This is a genomic window from Weissella confusa (assembly GCA_041871065.1).
Taxonomy (GTDB): domain Bacteria; phylum Bacillota; class Bacilli; order Lactobacillales; family Lactobacillaceae; genus Weissella; species Weissella confusa_A.
Map to the genome: position 1 here is coordinate 1766111 of CP168942.1, position 18386 is coordinate 1784496.

The 18386-nt window shown below is 45.3% G+C and carries 10 protein-coding genes; 2 read left to right on the plus strand and 8 right to left on the minus strand.

From position 1 onward, the window contains the following. Window positions 1-9 precede the first annotated feature (9 nt). The 3 genes from ACAW68_08655 to ACAW68_08665 are packed head-to-tail and all read right to left on the minus strand — an operon-like array spanning window position 10 to window position 9253. Window positions 10-3315 (minus strand): hypothetical protein, encoded by a 3306-nt coding sequence (locus ACAW68_08655; protein ID XGA15527.1) that lies wholly within the window; start codon window positions 3313-3315, stop codon window positions 10-12. Next, a complete protein-coding gene (locus tag ACAW68_08660; protein ID XGA15528.1) occupies window positions 3257-4408 on the minus strand; it encodes a hypothetical protein in 1152 nt (383 codons plus the stop codon). The genes ACAW68_08655 and ACAW68_08660 overlap by 59 nt, the downstream gene beginning before the upstream one ends. Window positions 4409-4441: 33 nt before the next feature. Continuing rightward, window positions 4442-9253, minus strand: coding sequence for a hypothetical protein (locus tag ACAW68_08665; protein XGA15529.1), 4812 nt, complete (start codon window positions 9251-9253; stop codon window positions 4442-4444). Between the two features lie 70 nt (window positions 9254-9323). On the opposite strand from ACAW68_08665, the gene ACAW68_08670 reads away from it, so the two are divergent. Together ACAW68_08670 and ACAW68_08675 are read left to right on the plus strand one after the other, a co-directional pair. After that, entirely contained in the window at window positions 9324-9584 is a 261-nt protein-coding gene (locus ACAW68_08670; protein XGA15530.1) for a transposase, read from the plus strand. A gap of 26 nt (window positions 9585-9610) precedes the next feature. Beyond that, window positions 9611-10426 carry an IS3 family transposase gene (locus ACAW68_08675; protein XGA17020.1) on the plus strand — a complete coding sequence of 272 codons (816 nt, stop codon included), beginning with the start codon at window positions 9611-9613 and terminating at the stop codon, window positions 10424-10426. Between the two features lie 304 nt (window positions 10427-10730). Here the strand turns inward: ACAW68_08675 and ACAW68_08680 are convergent, their stop codons facing one another. The 5 genes from ACAW68_08680 to ACAW68_08700 form a co-directional block, all read right to left on the minus strand. Next, entirely contained in the window at window positions 10731-11270 is a 540-nt protein-coding gene (locus tag ACAW68_08680) for a hypothetical protein (GenBank protein XGA15531.1), read from the minus strand. 9 nt (window positions 11271-11279) lie between these two features. Continuing rightward, window positions 11280-13856: a MucBP domain-containing protein gene (locus tag ACAW68_08685; GenBank protein XGA15532.1), complete on the minus strand. Its 2577-nt coding sequence runs from the start codon at window positions 13854-13856 to the stop codon at window positions 11280-11282. Then, window positions 13792-16395, minus strand: a complete 2604-nt coding sequence (locus ACAW68_08690; GenBank protein ID XGA15533.1) for a MucBP domain-containing protein — start codon at window positions 16393-16395, stop codon at window positions 13792-13794. Before ACAW68_08690 ends, ACAW68_08685 begins: the two co-directional genes overlap by 65 nt. Next, window positions 16368-17237, minus strand: a complete 870-nt coding sequence (locus ACAW68_08695) for a KxYKxGKxW signal peptide domain-containing protein (protein ID XGA15534.1) — start codon at window positions 17235-17237, stop codon at window positions 16368-16370. The genes ACAW68_08690 and ACAW68_08695 overlap by 28 nt, the downstream gene beginning before the upstream one ends. A 294-nt stretch (window positions 17238-17531) precedes the next feature. Beyond that, on the minus strand, window positions 17532-18338 hold the full coding sequence (locus tag ACAW68_08700) for a RecX family transcriptional regulator (protein ID XGA15535.1): 807 nt from the start codon (window positions 18336-18338) through the stop codon (window positions 17532-17534). Between the last annotated feature and the right edge of the window lie 48 nt (window positions 18339-18386).

Consider the following 18386-nt stretch of genomic DNA (forward strand, 5'->3'; position numbering starts at 1 on the left):
GATAATGTCTTACTTATCGCTAGCCGTACCATCAGCACCAACTGGGTTCGTAACAACAACATAACCTTGCGCCGTCAATTCGTCCAACACTTGTTGAACGGTTTGTAGCTGATCAGAGATGTCGTCATTTCGTCCAGTGACTTCCTTGGTTCCTTGCCAAATGATTGGTCCACCATTGGTAATTCCCCAAATGTTCAAACCAGTAATTGACTTACCACCGTCTGTCACATCGACGAAGTTCACCAACGCGTCTTGTGGCACTGGCGTGTAAGTTGATTCAAACTTACCGTCAGTTCCCAAACTCGTCGTCATCGTCACTTCTGGCGTGTTAACAGCATACCCCTTTAGTTCTTCATGCGTCTTTGTTGCAGCATCATAAGCAGGCGTTGCCACCGTCTTAAATGTCACAACCGTACCAGTCGCATTAACTGAGTCAATATCACCAGTTGCATCTTGGTATGTTGATGCCTTGAACTTAGTTGGATCTGCATAATTCGTGCCTGATGTAATTTCTTCACCAGTCACCGCGTCAACACTGTAGTGACGTGTTACCGTTCCGGTTTGCGTTACTGGCGCTGGATTTTGCGTTGCACCAGTGTACGTGATTGTTCCCGTAACTGTTTCTGGCGCATCGGTCGCTGCCTTAATGTCGTGCTTCAAGTAAACCGTAAATTGGTTGTCGTTGTTATCGGCATTAAATGTGGCATCCGTTGGCAAAGTCGTCTTTGTCGTATCAACAACATAGCCCTTTGCCTCCAAATCAGCGATCATATCCGTCACGGACTTGAAGTTAATCTCCGCGTCCGTTACACCATCTGGCAAAGCCATTTGGTTCTTCGTCATGTCTGCAAACGTCATCTCAGGTTGCGTCTCATCAACAAATGAAACCATTGAAGACTTCTTATCAGCCGTGTAAGTCACAACTGGGTTGAAGGTCGTATCCAACGTTGCAAAATCAACGTTTGCTGGGAACTCCTTCGTCAACGTGACTGTTTTACCAGTCAACGTTGAACCATCTGGCGTCGTCAAACTTGGCGTGTAACCTGCCTTAGCTGGCACATCTACCGTCAACGTCACTGATGGGTTATCCCATGCGATTACTTCGCCCGTGTAAAGGTCTTCGGTACCTGTCAACGTTGCTGTTTGTGACTTAACGGTACCAACTGACTGACCATCAGTTGCCAAACCGTTCTTACCATATACAGCTGACGTATCCATCGTCACCATTTGGCTAATTGCCTTAGTTGCGTGCTTAACGTGAATTGTAATCACGTTTGCGCCAACCTTGGTATCAACATCAGCACCGTCAATCTTAGCCACGGTCAAGTCCGTACCCTTGTTCAATTGCTTGAGCAAAGCCGTTGCTTGATCCGTCGTGTACGTCAATGGTGCATCAGTGTCTGAATCCCAAGCCTTATCAGCATCCTTTACAGCAGCCAAGTCGATTTGAGCTCCGCTGTTATCATCATCAACAACTTGAACAGTCACCGGTTGCTTCAACGCCGTGTACGTTACAACATACGTTTGGTTATCAGACGTATCACGTGTAAACGTTGCCTTGATAGGGTTTTCAGCGTCCGACGTTTGTTCGTCAATCACGTGACCTTCGCTATCAAGCTTTACCTTGCCATCATCTAACAAACGCGTAATGACATATGAATAACCAGGCACTGCCAAATCATCCGCTGTGACATTGAACTTGATGTCGGTATCAGAAACACCATCGTCGATAACCACATCAGCCTTCGTACCAGCTGACTTTGGATAGTTGGCGTACTTCAACGTTGCCTTCTGTACAGCCTTAGCCTTAAACGTTACCTTGTGTGGTTGTGGCGTTGCATCCTTACCGTCCGTCAAGTCGTTCGTATCCGCTGTTTCAGCAGCAATACTTGGCTTTACTTGGTCAGCAACTAGCTCGCCATCAACGTACATGTCATAACCGTCCACGACATACTTGCTCAAATCAATTTGCGCAAGTTCGTCACTTGAGTTGGCATGGTTCGTCAACACCACTGAATCCTTGTTCAACACTGGCACATCAGCATAATCAATCGTGACGATTTGATCTTGCTTGTCAGCCGTGTAAACAACCGTAAACTCTGGCACAGTCAACGTACCATCCGTCAACGTCATCGTTCCTGGCAAATCGTTCAAATCGAAGTCCGTCGTCATCCCCGTAATTGGGTTACCCTTGGCATCCTTAACCACTTCATTGTTGGCCATCAATGCGTATGTGTAACCAGTCTTGTGGGCAATCTTCGTATAATCGACCGTGTCATCTGCAGAAACAACTTCCTTGTCGGCATAGGCAATATCAGTTGCACCAGTGATTGCACCATCAGCAGGTGCATCGACTAGCTTTTGTTCTGCCTTAGATAACTTTGAAACATCGTACGTCACCTTAACCGTTTGTCCCTTAGGTGTGTACGTTACAACATAACTTGCGTCAGCCGCGTGCATGACTGCTGACAGCGTTGTGTTATCAAGTGTGTAAGCACCCTTAACATCCTTCGTCGTCGTCACAATCGTGTACGTGTTGTCGCCGTTATCGATAACTGTTTGGTTCTCAGCAAGCTTCGTTGGCTTTTCAGTCACAGTCGTCTTGCTGTTCACGTTCTCAACAATCGTCACCGCGTAACCATCGATTGATGGCACCGTGAAGTTGTAATCATGATCCGTGTAAACCATTTGATTATTCGTAAACGTCTTATCACCCTTCGCATTAGCTACTGATGCTAGCTTTGCTACAGCATCATCACTAGGGTTGCTGTTTGAGAAACCATACGTTACATCAGCTTGTTGTTGCGTTGGCAACAACGTGATGTCGTAATGTGATGTCTTCAATTCACCGTCAGCATTAACTGCTGCTGTATTGGTAAACGTCACATTCAACTTATCTGAACTAATCAACGTGTGATCATCAAGCTTGTAGTACGTAATAATCGTGCCATCTTCAGCAGTTTCCTGGACAGTTGCCAAGTTATCCCAATCAATTACCTGACCGTCAATTTTTTCAATCGCATAACCAGGCGTTGAAACAGACGTAATCTGGTAACCCTTGTCAGTCTTGATTGAAATCTTCGTATCAGCTGGCAATGTAAATGTACCTGATGGCTTAGTTGCGCCAGCTGGCTCATCAACTGCATAGTGCACCTTGATATCGTGATCCGTTGGCACATACGTTACCACGTAAACTGAGTTATCCCCTGACGTGTCAGCTGCCGTAAACGTACCCGTAATTTGGTTCGTACCAGCATCATATTGACCTGTTACTGACCCACTTTGAGCAACTACCACAGTTGTATAACCAGCCATAGTAGGAATTGTAGTAGCAGGGTAAGTACCCATCTGTCTTACCAGTGATTACTGTCGTTTCTGGCAACTTTGGTGCATTTGCCAACGTTGCACTTGAGTCATACTTGTAGATGACCTTCGCAGATGTTGGTTGCGCCTCATACGTCACGGTATAATCCGTTACTGCCAACTTATCACCATTCATTTGGAACGTTGCAGTCTTCAACTGGTCAAGCGTTACCGCCTTACCAGTTGAATCCTTAATCGCGTAGTCATAACCAGCCACCTTTAACTGCGCTTCAGTTGGTACGTTGTTGTACTTACCATCTGTTACACCAGTCAAGTTGGCTAGGTTAGGCATCTTTTCAGCCGGCAAACCAGCAACCATAACTGGAATTGATTGGTTATTAGCCGTGTAAACAACATTGAACAATTGAGGCGTCTTATCAGCCGTCTCTGTTGCACTATTATCAGTGTTGTCATACGTTGCCATGGCCGCAACAGCGTCCGCCAACGTGCTAAAACCGTTTACAGTGTACGTGTAACCGTCCTTGGCAAGGTTAGCATCCGTCGTGCTCAAAGTAATTGCTTCACCGGTTTTACCATTAGCTGTCTCGAAATCGTGTGTGTTATCACGCACAATTGCTTGTTGCATTGTTGGTGCATAATCCACTTCAATTTGCGTCACAGCCAAGGCATTATCGTCAATCGCACCTGGAACCAAATCAAAGACTTGATCACCAAGATTCTTCAAATCAACCGCTGTCTTCGTACCATCAGCATGCACTAGGTATGCTTGGAATGAGTATCCAGCCACATGCAATTGGTCAGCGGTTGGCAACGTGTTATTTGACGTGCCATCCAATTCTTGACCATAGTGACCGTTTGTATATCCAGCAATCTTCGGCATGTTATTAGCTGTCATCAAATTAGTTGGCAAACCACTTTGCACGATACCAATTTGTTGCTTCTTAGCCGTATAAGTCACATCGTAAGTCTGCGTGTCATCATCAGCATCTGTGTACTTCGGCAAGTTAACTAGTGACGCATAAGCGTTGCTAGTACCAGCCAAAACATACGTGTAACCGGTACGAACCAAATCTTGATCCGTCAATGCTTGCTTCGTAGTTGGGTTAACAAACGTAATTTATGCGTTCGTCGTACCATTTGTCGTATCAATGTCAGCTTGTTGCTTTGGATCGTTCACAAAGACCAACTTCGCCTTTTGATCAGACTTTGCCGTGTAGATAACGTAAACCGTTTGATCCTTATTATCATCGCTGTCGAACGTTCCAACCTTGTTTGTCCACTCGTAAGAATAACCTGGAACATCCAAATCAGTAATCTTATCGTAGCTAACCGTACCATTAGAAATACCATCGATTCGCTCAGCAACACGACCATTCATATCAACGCCGTCTGCTGTGTTCAACTTGAACACAACATTCACACGTTGTGCATTTGGCGTGTACGTAACCGTGTACGTTTCACCACCAGCCGGCATACCTGGCAAGTTTGCCAATTGGGCTAACGTGTAGGCATTTCCAGCCGCATCTACAACGGAAGCAGTATATCCTGCCACGTCAGGCACTGATACGACATATTTCGCATCCGTCAAAACAGCTTCATTTGCAATGTCAGTTGGCAACCCCGTAGTTGGTGCAGTCCAGCCTGTAATCGTGTCATATTGGTAATTTACGTTCAACGGGTTATCGGTTGCAACCAATGTATAAACGACTGTATCGCCACCAACAGACGCCACAAAGTTTCCTGACTGCACTTCTTTATCATTCAACGCAATCTTTGAAACCTTGTAACCGGCTGGAATATCCGTAGCTGGTCCGTTGGCGCTAACCGTAAATTCAGCATCCGTTGCCGTTTGGTTCACAAACGTCGTCTTGCTCATGCGATCAAGGGCAACTTGTGGGCCTTGATACAAAACTGATTGCGTCTGTGATTCAGGCGTATAAACAACGTTGTACGTTGCACCACCAGCAACCATCTGAATGGCAGCCGTTGGGTCGATTGTTGACTGGTTCGTTCCGGAACCGGTCGTCACTGTTGCAATGTATCCTGCAATCTTAGGTACAACAACAAAGTAGCTGTCACCAGTCGCGTAAGAAACCTTGTCAACATCTTGCGTTGCATTTGTACCCGTAGACTTACCAGGCAACAAAGCAACTGCCTTCGCATTTGGCGTCTTGTTCGCAAAGCCGTAGTTAACAGTCAATGGTTGGATTGATGCCTTCAAGTTGTAGACAATCGTGTTGTCACCAGCAACAACTTGCAAGTTTTGGGCATCTGCATCATCAACTGATAGTTCCTGACCATTGATTGTAATCGTGGCCACTTGGTAACCACGTGGAATCAATGACTTCAATGGACCATCGGCCGTCACGTCATATGTTGAATCAGTCGCAGCTTGCACTGTATCAGCAGTCATTTGCGTCATTTGTACCTTGGCATTCTTAGGTAATGTGTATGACGTCTTAATGTTTTGCACAGCTGGCGTGTAAATCACGTCATAGTACGCACCGTCAGCCGTCATCGCCAAACCTGCTGCCGCAATAGCCTTAAACTGGGTTGCTGTGTATGTGTTCAAAACCGTTCCATCAGCTGACTTTGCCACGATTTGTGCCGTGTAACCAGCAATCGTTGGTACAGTCACATCATAAGCGTCATCCGTCGCAACCGTTGCATCAACATTCGTCGCAATCGTTGTCTTTGGCGCTGTCCAGTTAGCAACCTTAGAAGTCGTGTAACCATACGTGACTTGCAAAGGTTCTGGCGCTGCCGTCAATGTATACACAATTTGGTTTGCAGCTGTACCAAGTTCTGAAACGGCCATCACCACTTCGTCAACCGACGTAAACGCTACATCCCCATTGTACAAACCACTCGTAGCTGAATCAGCTGTTGCAACCGTCTGACCGTTGTACGTAATTTGGCTGACGTAGTAACCGGCTGGGATAGTTGCCCCACCCGTTGCATCAACCGTATACATTGCGTTCGTATCGCGAACCGTCGTCGTAGTTGCTGGCATCTTATCGGTTGCGGTTGCTGCATTCTTTTTATCAGACACGTAACTAGTCGTAATCTTTTGTGGCACAGCCGTAAAGACCACGTCGTAGTTCGTGCTTGGTAGCACACCACTTGCCACATAAGCATTTCCGTTAAACGTCAATGCACCAGCATCTGAACGTGAGAATCCAGCAATATCAGCTGCCGTATCAGTTACTGTGTAAGAACCCCCACCGTCAACTGGCATATCAGCCGTTACGTGAACAACCGCTGGTGCGCCATCGCTGTAGTATGAATTACCATCAGTATCAACAACTGCCGTCCCCTTATCAAGAACCTTACCTGAAGAATCCTTGTAAGTGTAAGTAATCGTTGGATCAACTTTGTATTGGTACGTTACATAGTTAACCGCAGGTTGGAATTTGTGGATGATTGGCGTTGCATTCGCATCGACAAGATTACGTTCAACCAAAGTTCCCTTAGTAATTTCACTTGCATTTCCATCGTTATACGTTTGCGCATCCTTATTATATGTCGCTGCATCGTATGCATTAGATGGCGTCCAACCAAGGTTAACCCAAGTTTGTTCGATGTTCTCCAAGTTCCAAGCTTCCAAATCCGACTTACTCGTCAAAGTACCATTGGCAATCTCTGCCGCATGCTCTTCATTGTAAGCTTGGTTCACTTCGTTTTGCTTTTGACGGTATGGATCGTAAATCTTCTTGGCATAGTCTTCGTACGCTTGCCACGTTGCAGGCACGACATCTAACTTACCGTCTGGTTCTGATGACGTGTAAATCACAGAACCATCAGCATCCAACTTTGGATTACCATCTGCATCAAGTGCAATCGTTCCGGCGTCAAAGTCGAACGTCAAAGCACTAGACTCCCATGTACCGCCAACATTTTGGAGTACATAACCAGGAATTTGCTTGTCCAATTGGGTAACAGGAGCATTCTTATCGACATTACCAGCCGTCGTCACAGTAAACCAGTTCTTGTCGGTAACAGCATTACCCATCGCACCAGTCGTAACAGCATTACCTGAAACGAAAACAGGGTTTCCTTCAGTATCAGTGACTGTTTCACCCTTGCTGTTAACAAGGACGTAATTAGCCGTAACAGACATTGTCTTTGGCGTATACGTGATAACCAAGTGAGGCGTTACAACAACTGTTCCGTCAGACTTAGTGACAGTGTCCAAACCATCAGAGTCTTTCCAAACGTTGTTTTCATAATCAGGCTCCAAACCGAACCCGTTAACTTGCGGACCATAAGGACCGTTCAAGTTTCCTTGGTCGGCACCGGCCGTGATGTAGGCTGGAATTGGTAGCGTTGGTGAGTCATATGAATAGAATCCACCGGCAAAACCAGTTTCACGAACCAACACACCGTGAGGGTTTGATGATCCCGGATCCAACACGTAGTAGACGATGTCGAATGTATATTGCTCAGGCTTATACGTCACATACACCGTGCGGTTAGCAGTTGGGTCATCAGCATCTGAGAACGTGTACGTCATTGACGTCGTTCCCTCTGCAGTCACACCATTTGGTCCCGCACCGTTTGGATACGTTGTCACCATGCCCTTGTTCTCAGTCACATCATCCGGCGTTCCGTCTGAGAATGTCACTGATTGGAAGGTATAACCTTGCTTCAACATACCGTCGTTAGCCGTGTCAACCGTGTACTTATCACCATAAACACCAGTCGCTGACGTGCTTACCATTCCTGCACCAACAGTAGGCGTAACAATCTTGTAGACTGGCTTGCCTGCTGCATCAAGCAAAGGAATCGCATTACCGGCTCCATCTGTCGTCATTTGTTGAACACGATAAACAACTGTCACCTTAGTCGCATTAGCTGTGTACACCAAATTAACTTCTTGCGGTGCACTATCGACTGTTGCGGTACCGTTGTTCGTCTTATCGAAGGACGTTGTGTTCGTCGTTTCGTCAGTTACCAGCGTGTAACCCTTGACCGTCTTATCGACAGAACTGTAATCAACCGCATCACCAGTAAGACCATTAATAGCAATAACATCCTTACCAGGCATCTTAGTCAATGATCCGTCAACATTTTGGACCATGTAGTTCACGTGAACAGTTTGTGCATCCTTGGCGTAAACAATCTTAATATCCTGTGGCTCAGTATCTGAGTCGCCAGTGTACGTTGTTTCGTCAAATTTAGCATTCTCTCCAGCTAAGGTTCCGTCCTTCACGATGTGATATCCCGGAATAGCCTTCTTAACTGTTGTAATACCTGAATAATCAATTACTGAACCCGTGTCACCACTTGGTACGTTAATTGGTGCCTTCAAAACGTTTCCTGCTTCATCAACAAATGACACGCTAGCTTGTTGCGTCAATGTCTTAAAGACCAGGTTAACTTGTTGCACCTTCGCATCGTAGTTAGTTTGCGTCTTGCCACTTAGGTCAGTAAAAGTTGAACCTGATTGGCCTGCCAATGTCTTTTCAATAAACGAAACATTTCCATTTGCGTCATAAATAGGCTTATTCGACGAATCCGTCTTCAACGTCGTTCCGACCGTATCATATGTTTGAACAAAAGACGTACCATCCGATAGCAATTGATACCCATCTAACGACTTGATCAAGCCAGTATAATCAATGGCCGTATTGGCAGTTCCTTGCACATAAGCAACCTTTGGTGTGCCGTCAGCATTTAAGATAGCCTGACCATTTTCATCAACATAGTTAACTTGAACGGTTTGTTTTGCCGTCTTTGGGTAGTAAACAAACGCGTAAATTGGCGTTTGCCCCTTTACAGTCGTAATTCCCTTCAACATGTCACTTGAAGCAACTGTCGTTGGCACAGTTGTATAAGCAAGATTCCAAATACTTTCATCTCCAACGGTCCCTGAATTAGGTGAATAACTCAATCCATTACCAAGTTGCAGACCATCGATATAACCCATGCTCTTATGCTAGATTTACGGACAGATTTTTCTCTGCCCTGTAAACTAATAGCAGAGGAGCATTTTTTATATGATTCGATATTCACCAGAATTTAAGCAATCTCTTGTCGAGATGCACAACCAAGGGCGTTCTTACACTGAACTAGCCGCTGAATACGGGCCTTCGGCCGATTCAATCCGTAACTGGGTCAAATTGTACACAGTCCACGAAGTGGACGGCGAAAAATGGACGCAAGCTGATGTAAACGCATTACAAAAGGAAAACGCCAAACTTCGCGAAGAACTTGAGATTTTAAAACGAGCCGCGGTGTTGCTTTCGAAGTACAATTAACGCAAAATCGCGAGTTAGGACTGGAAATCATTGACCGGTCACTCGCAATGGGACACCGCATAACAAGCGTTTTATCGGCTTTGAACATTGCTCGAAGCACGTATTATCAATGGAAAAACTGGCAACCTAGCCAACGAGAAACACGGCGTAATGCTCTGAAAACGGCAATTAAAGCCGTTTATAACACCAATCGTGGCATCTATGGCTACCGTCGTATCGCAGCGTTCTTGCGCTTCATTTTGAAGACTGATGTTGGCGATCGTTTGGTTTGGGAACTCATGAATGAGCTCAATCTCAAATCTCGCATGGTCAAGAAGTCATACAAGAAGCCAACAACAACCACTGACACACCTCAAAAGCCCAACCTCATGAAGAAGTTGGATAATTTGAGTGGCGTTCTGGCAACTGACATTACATACATCCAGTTGATGAATCGTGAGTGGGTTTATCTGGCAACCGTCTATGACCCAGAAAAGCGTCGCGTAGTCTCATACGGACTAAGTCCAGAGATGACCAAGGAATTCGCAACATCCGTCGTAGTTAAGGCTCTAAGAGCCAACGGTAAGCCAAAGATGATTCACAGCGACATGGGAAGCCAATACACTTCTAGCCTGTTCGAAGGAACATTACAAAACTCTGGAATAAATCACTCTTACTCCCGTAAGGGGCATCCTTACGATAACGCTCGTATCGAGAGCTTCCATTCGCTCATCAAGCGCGAAATGATTTATCACGAAGAGTACAGGACCATTGATGATGTCCGGGTGTCTGTCGAGTGGTATGTGAACTGGTACAACAACAGTCGCATCAACTCACGCACTGATTGGCTTCGGGCCGCCTAGACCAATGTCTGGTTTACTTAATCTCGATTATCGGCACCAGCCGGTACGACACAGTTTATAAGCCGTCACTTGTGAATTTCAAAAATTCGCCTTGTGAAGGCTTATTTACCGCACGCTACAACTTGTGAAATCCGGCCGGTTCACAATCTATACCACTCGTTTTCTCTCGACGGAAGGGCTGAGCCCTGTTCCGCCTACAAAAACACCCAGAAATCACGCCATTTTAGGCTGAAATCCGGGTTTTGAAAATTTTTCGGAGTCCGGCACCTCTCGGTGCCGAAAAAACCTGTCCATAATCTTGACATCAGCGCCCCATACGGAAAAATTCCCATCCGACGTTCGTTGTCGATACAGTATAGTCTTGACCTGCATCTTTCGCAGCGGTATAAGCTACAGCTTGTTCTGGGTTAAGTGTATACGTAAATCCAGTTCTCCCCGTCGAAACACTTCCAACGGTTCCAAACGTTTGCTTTGTACCATCATCATACGTAAGTACGGCTGGTGATCCTTTTGTACCAACCGTTACAATCATCGAACCGTTAGCTAACTTTGTCGTCGTCGCACTACTATCAACAACCCCAGATAGCGTCATCTTTTCAGACCACGGGTTAGTACTTCCTGCCGTAGTTAAAACAAATGGAATTCCTTTTCCGTTTGACTTACCTTGATTAAAGTTTCCGTAACCAACAAACAAGAATTGGCCATATACCGTAGAACCCATACCAACTGGCAAAACAGAGACACCATAGGAAGCCGTTGACAACGGATACCCTTCAGAAGAAGGAATACCAATAAAGTGACCCGCGTCATCAAAGGCATCCTCAACAGTGTCAGTTGTCAACATAACAAATGTCTAGTTAATCGACGTTCCCGTGTAGTACAACGTCAATGACTGATTTGTCGTATCGTCATCATCAAACGTGATGGTGTCGGTTGACTTAGGGTTATTGGCCTGCGTATCGAGCGTATACAACGTATTACTTGGTAACGTTGTACTTGAAAGATACTTTGCCAAGTCACTATCAGATAACTTCAACTGCTCGCCAGTCTCTTGCAAGACCGTTGGGTGGTTCGCTTGGTACTTATTAACTACAAAGTTAACCGTGACCTTTTGCAAATCAGCCTTGTAATTCATCACAATCGTATTTGCTGATGTACCAAACTTTTCCGTAGCACTCAACGCGCTAGCAACAGAAGTATACGTGGCACCGTTAATCACAGCAGATGCAAACGTATATCCCTTTGGTTGGTAATTAATAACCTTCTTAAAGTCATCTGCTGACGCAATCGTTTGACCAGTAACACCAGTCACCTTGTCAGCTCCTTGAGTAATCGCTGTACCGTTGTCAGCCACATACGTTACACTCGCAGTTTGTGACTTTGCAACAAACCAATACGTAATGACATTGTCATCACCCATCAAAGCAGCGTATGAACCATCAGTTAGCTTATTAACTCCTGACAAATCAGTATCGTCAGTCACCAGCTCATAACCCGCTGGAGCTGTTGGGTTCGCAATCGTAACCGCCGCATCAGTCGTCAAATTCGTATTAACAACCGTCTTGAGTCCAGGCACAGTTGTCGTTCCCGTCTTTTCGCCCTTCTCATTCTCAAGGTAGTAATGCGTCGTCAACGTTGCTGGGTTGGCCTTGTACGTAATGATGTGAACTTGTTGATCACCATCGACAGCTGATGAATACGTCTTACCATCAGGGCTACTCAAAGGCACAACAGGCGAACCACCAACTGTATTGTTGGTAGCATCGGCTGTTTCAGCTGCAAGTTCCGTTGCCGGCTTACCGTCAACCAACATCGTGTAACCAGGAACGTCGTAATCAGACAAGCTAAATGCTGGGAACGTATCACCAGTCTTACCCGTCTGCGTTACCTTTGGCGTTGTAATGTTCGTCTTACCAGTTGCCGTTGGATACGTCACCAAAATAGCTTGTTCTTGGGCATCTTGGGCATAACGAATGTTAATCACTTGATCAACAGTATCGTCATCGTCGAAGTAGTTTGCGTCAGTATCAATCTTCGTCCAACCGGGAATGTCATTTTCAACCTGGATAGGTGAGTTGGATGGTCCCGTTACTTGTCGTGACACTTGTCCTGAAATTTGCTTACCGTTTTCGTCCACAAAGTTAACTGTGGCTTTTTGGGTTGTTGCCAAGAAGTAGTATGAAATGGCGTTCGTTCCAGCCTTAACTGTGTACTGACCATTTGCACCACCAGCCAATCCTGATAAATCAGTATCTGCCTTTTGCAACACGTAACCCTTGAACACTGGATCTGTCAAAGTAATTACATCATCTGTGTGCAAACCAGCCAATTTTTCAACTGAAAGTGCTGGGACATCAGGTGTCATCAACGCACCGTTACGCGTTGACATTTGGTATGAATTATCTTTGTTGTCGGTATCCAATAGATAGTAGATTACTTGTAGCGTAGCTTCATCAGCAGCATAACCAACAGTAATGTTGTTTGTACCATCAACAAACTTTCCAGTTCCCAAATCGATACCCAAACGTGTATAACCAGCAATTGCCTTATTCGTGACAGCATTCATGTATATACCATTTGAGGCATAGTCTGAACCTGTCGTTCCTGACAAACTAACCGGCGAAGTTCCCGGAACAGCAGTTGTTGTGTAGGTTACCTTACCATTTGTATCAACAGTGGCTAGTACATAACGTACCGTTGCTGATTGGTTTGCAGCAATAAAGTGGACCGTAACTGTTTGATTTTGTGCCTCATCAGCATCAAAATTCGTCGCGGCATCAGTACTGTCGTACGTATATCCGGCAGGAGCCGTCTTCATTGCAGCCGTTACCAAATTAGCCAAAGGTGAATTTGACGTACCTGTCAAAACAGTTGGCAAATCATCTGGCATCCCCACAACAGGATTTCCATTTTGATCAACATAACGTACATTTGCCACTTGTGAAGCTGCTTGGTACGTCACAGTGATTACCGTGCTGTTGTTTGATCCAAACACACCACTGTTAGCAACTGTTACCGCTTGAGGATTCCAAATTGTTTGACCCGCTTCGTCAGTCTTACCGCTATCAACCTTGCCTGCCACTTGAGCAGTATCAGTGATTACTGGGTTGCTGTACCCAGGTACAACTGGTGTTAAATCGGTTGTATCGTAAGCTTCACCCGTAACGCCAGTCAAAGTCGTTGGTGCGCCAGCTGGCACCGCTACAGGTGCGCCCGTTTGGTCAACATACTTAACTACTGCAGTTTGCTTTTGTGCTTGGTAGATCACGAACACATTGTTCTTACGTGAGTCAGCAGACAAAATCTTTGTTGATTCTGTGTGAGCCTCCAATGTGTAATCCGTACCAGCGTCGTCCAACGGCGTATCAGTCGCCACATCCATTGGGTTGTCTGACGTCACGTTTCCAGTTGCAACCACAACAAAAATCATAACCAGATACTTCTGGATACAATTGCGCTGATGTTGCTGGATCAGTTGGCATCTTTGTGTTGGCATATCCCTTATAAATGAAGGTGTTGGCCGTTCCACTTCCTAATGGTGCGAATTGCGTGTACTTACCATCGCGCAAAGCGAAATAGTAAATCGTGGCAATAACTGGTTGTTGCGTAAAGTTAATCGTTACAACATCATCGACATCTGCATTCATCACGGCAGTTGTTGACGTTGCCGCCTTACCGTTAACTACCGGTGCCTTACCATCCCATGAATAACCACCCGTGATGTTTTCCAACTTAGTCAAGTCAACCTTGTCATCCGTTACACCAGTGATTTCAATATATGGTGCGCCCTTAGCATCATAGTTAATTTCATGTCCATTAATTTGACGTAGCCCAATCAACTTAGTATCAACTGGCTTCACCAACCCAGTGTTCGGATCAGTGTACGTGTAATAAACCTTGACACTATCCGGCATTGCCGTATATGCATAGGTGTAATTAATAACGTCGCCAGCATTACCTGCAGGTGTATTGATGTTTGTGTAATTTGTAACCTCATTACCAGCTGCAGCAGTCACAACCAGCTTATAACCAGGCACCTCAATAGGCGTTGGCAAGCTATACGTACTATCAGTGGCCGTATCAATTGTCTTAGTTTCTGCTGCAATTTGCGTCGCGTATGAAGCTGGCAAGCCTGTTACAGTTGTCTTAACCGTTTGCTTGTTGGCCGTGAAATAAATCCAAATTGTTTGATCACTTGAATCGTCCGAGTCAAACGATCCATTCAAATAACCGGCATTAATTGAATAACCCGCCTTCGCCCAAACCAAATCACTATATCCATCGGCAGTTGAAAAAGCCTCAGTTGCCCAACCTGACAATTGTTGTGCTGGCAAAGCATTAGCTACACCGTTAACAACGTATCGAACCATGGCAGTCTGGCGCGTTGCAAACTTCAATACCATGTCGTTTGCGTGTGAATTCTTTTCAAGCGTCTGTTTACCTACGACGGTAACATCAGATGCAGAAACCAACTTGTACTTCTGACTATCAATATTTGATGGTGCTTGATAAGCATAATCGTCGATTTGGTAATTTGGAGAGGCGTAAGCTACACCAATTTTGTCACCAACGTTTGCCTTGATTTGTGTATCAGCCGCGATTGTATTACCAGCAGTATCTTGATACTTAACAGTCACTGAATTAGGAACCAGTGTTCCTGAAAAGTGCATGTCCTTACCAGTAATTGGGTTGTACTGGGTAACATCGATTGATGCTTCCATCACAGCTCCATTACCACCGGTAACACCCAACAATCCAAGCGACAAAACACCCTTAGCCAACAATTCTTGTGGCAAAGTATATGTCCACGTCAGATATTGACTCTTATCATTTACGTCTGTTGATCCTGGCTTAGGCATTGATGCCGTCAAAACGTGAGTGGTGGCATCATAGCTCAAGAAGTAAGGCATTCCAGTCGTTAGAATTCCGGCTGGCACCGAGTTTTGAGTCGTTGAAGAATAACTCGTACCCTTACTAGTGTTTTGCGTATATTGCACTCCGCCAGTTCCGTTCGTCAAATTACCGCTACTGTCCGTGGTACGGAATCCAGCAACTGGGTAGCCGTTCTTTTGATACGTTTCATTAGTGTTGGTACCAAACGTTTGGTCACCCTTGTTTGAGTTGTAGAAAAAGTCAATTCCAAACGCAATGGCGTCGGGCAAACCACCAATTCCCAAATCACCGTTTGTTCCACCGATAGTACCCGGGTCAGTTGGTGATAGGAAGAGTCCCAAAAAGTCTCCAGCTGGATAAGTTGATCCACCTTGGAAGGCATTTTGCTTACCATCAACCGTTGGCAACTTAGTTACACGAGAATCTGAGTGATTTGACATAAAGAACTTACCAGTAATCGTAAAGTTTCCTGACAAATCCATTTGATACTTATAAGTAACGTTTCCGGCAACCGGCTTAACAGCTGCTTGTTTTGTACCATCAGCACTCGTAACACCAGTTAGGTTGTAATATTGCGTATCATCATTAGCGAAAGTCGTTGAAGTTAGACCGCCATCTGTAGCTGACGGTACATCTTGCGTGTTTTTAGGCTTATCAGTTGGGTCAGAATCTGGCGTTGACGTCCAACTAGTAAGTCCCGTTCCCTCTTTAATAGTTGAAGTCGTTGTCTTTGAGACCGTTCCACCAGTCACAAATTCGTTATAAATTTGTTCGTCATTGTACCCCAAAATCAACGCATCACGCGTCTTTCCAGCATCAACCTCCGCGTCCGAAACTTCATTGATGGCTTTGTCCTGAATAGGATCGACAACAAAACGGAACTCATCATAAAGACCCGTTGCCTTCAAATCAGCAACGACCTTTGCGAATTGGTTTGTTGCCGCATCAACAATCAAGTCACCATATGCAGACAACTTAGCAGATGCATTGAATCGTGAAACATTCAAGTTCACGTATGCAGTTTGTGCTCGTTCAAGCACATCCTCTTTTACGCCGCGCTTGTCAGCAGCTGCCATTTGATTGCTTGTTGTAGCTCAAAAGTCATGTTGTTGACAACGTTATAAACCGTCATCATCAACATGTTCGCGTACTCGACCTTCACGTGATCGGCTTGGTATTGTGCTGAGTTCAAAGATTGTGCAACACCACTCGCTTCTTCGACAACGTGAGCAACCAATGCTTCCATCGCCGTGTTACGCACAACGTTATCCGTCGTTGAGGCAGCAATTGCAGCTGAGTCTGCAGCCGTAACGCTGTGCATTTCAGCAACAATTGACGTCACAACCGTTGCCACTGACTTAGCTGAATCAACTGAATATGAAGCTCCCGCAGTTGAGCTTGCAACAGATGACACTGCTGTTGATGACGCAGTTGAAGAAGCCACTGAGCTGGCTTGACTTGCAGATGATGCGACTGATGACGCAACTGATGACGTTGCACTGCTATCTGACGCAACTGAACGCGTTTGTGACGTGCGTGCACTGCTTGATTGCGTTGCTTCTGATTGCGCACTCAAAGAAGCTGACGTTTCACCCTTCACGTCAGCTGAACTAGTTTGTGCACTAGATGATGCATCTGATGCTGATGAAGCAACGCTGTCTGATGGCGCTTCACTCGTTGCAGGCGCAGCTGATAGAACCACCACGTTCTCTGAATTTGGTGCGTTACCCTGCTCAGATGTATCAACCGTTTGTGAGTGATCGACATCTTGATCGTCGGCGTGAGCGGTCCCACCTGCCATAAATGCGCCAATCAAAGAAAGGGTCGCCATGCTAGCGAAGACCCACTTCTTCCCATCCTTATACATCTTGTACCGCAGTCGACGGTCAAACATGTTTTTCTGTAGGTTCATTTTCATAAAACTAATACCCCAATTCTCCGTAGCAAACCTCACTACGTAAACAAAGCCTCTAACTCCTACGAGCCTTCTCTCTTTTTCGAAAACTTAAAAAACTTTATATAATTTCGACAATACTAACAATTATAAAGTGTTTTTCAGCCTTCTGCTTACTTCTAGTCACCTTTTTTGTTCCGTATTCGCAACATTTTTTAAAAATCTAAAATTTTCTAATTGACAGCTTAATAAAAATGCACCGACCATGAATTTTCCTATCCATAGTCGGTGCATGACGCTTATTCATTTTTATGCATATTAATCCAAATTTTGCTCGTATGCCTTTATCCACTTATCCACAAGTGATAAATCGTAACCTTTGCGGAACAGCGCTGCTTTTAGTCGCTTTTTGAATTCCCAGCCCTCATATTGGCGGTAACGATTGGCAGCTGAAGTCGCATCACGGTCAAGATTATCCCACTCTTGGTCGTCGTCCGCTTCATTATCAACCTCAAAGCGTTTCACTGCCGCATTAACCAACTTGCTGTCATACCCCAGTTGGGCCAACTTTTGCTTTGTTTTTTGAACGGCCATAAAGTGCGATTGCCTTGCGTACTTCGCCATCAATCGTTCAACCTTATCGTCCAACTGATCAACTTGGTCTTCTTCAGAGTATTCAGCCAAGGCATCTTCGATCAAGTACTTATCTACACCCAACTGTTGCAGCTTCGTGCGAACACCACGCGGACCCAACTTACCTGAATGAATCGCCGAACGGACATACTCTTCAGCAAAACGCGCATCATCAATAACGTTCGCTGCTTCAAGTCGATCAATCACATGCGCAATTACCAGCCCCGGAAACTCATTTTCCTTCAACTTGATAATGACTTGCACCTTAGAACGCATGCGACCAGTCGCATAGACCAACGCCTTCGTATAGGCTTTTTGTTCAAACTCTGCAGCTTCAATTTCTTTCAGTGCGTCATCTTCCAGCTCAGTCCCTTTGAACAAATCATACTTAATCAATATTTTCTCATCAACCGCTAGGGCAAATTCATCATCAAGATAAACGTTATAACGTCCCGGCTTGCGTTGTCGTGTGACTTTCGTAACCTTCTTCATGTCATCCACCCCCATCGTTTCTTTCATTAAGTTTAACCTAAATACAAA

Bases quoted from the DNA above. Each gene is read 5' to 3' on its own strand.
- ACAW68_08695 (XGA15534.1), bottom strand. From the start codon at position 17,237: ATGAAAATGAACCTACAGAAAAACATGTTTGACCGTCGACTGCGGTAC.
- ACAW68_08680 (XGA15531.1), bottom strand. From the start codon at position 11,270: ATGTTGACAACTGACACTGTTGAGGATGCCTTTGATGACGCGGGTCAC.
- ACAW68_08685 (XGA15532.1), bottom strand. From the start codon at position 13,856: ATGATTTTTGTTGTGGTTGCAACTGGAAACGTGACGTCAGACAACCCA.
- ACAW68_08670 (XGA15530.1), top strand. From the start codon at position 9,324: ATGATTCGATATTCACCAGAATTTAAGCAATCTCTTGTCGAGATGCAC.
- ACAW68_08655 (XGA15527.1), bottom strand. From the start codon at position 3,315: ATGGCTGGTTATACAACTGTGGTAGTTGCTCAAAGTGGGTCAGTAACA.
- ACAW68_08700 (XGA15535.1), bottom strand. From the start codon at position 18,338: ATGAAGAAGGTTACGAAAGTCACACGACAACGCAAGCCGGGACGTTAT.
- ACAW68_08690 (XGA15533.1), bottom strand. From the start codon at position 16,395: ATGGCAGCTGCTGACAAGCGCGGCGTAAAAGAGGATGTGCTTGAACGA.
- ACAW68_08665 (XGA15529.1), bottom strand. From the start codon at position 9,253: ATGGGTTATATCGATGGTCTGCAACTTGGTAATGGATTGAGTTATTCA.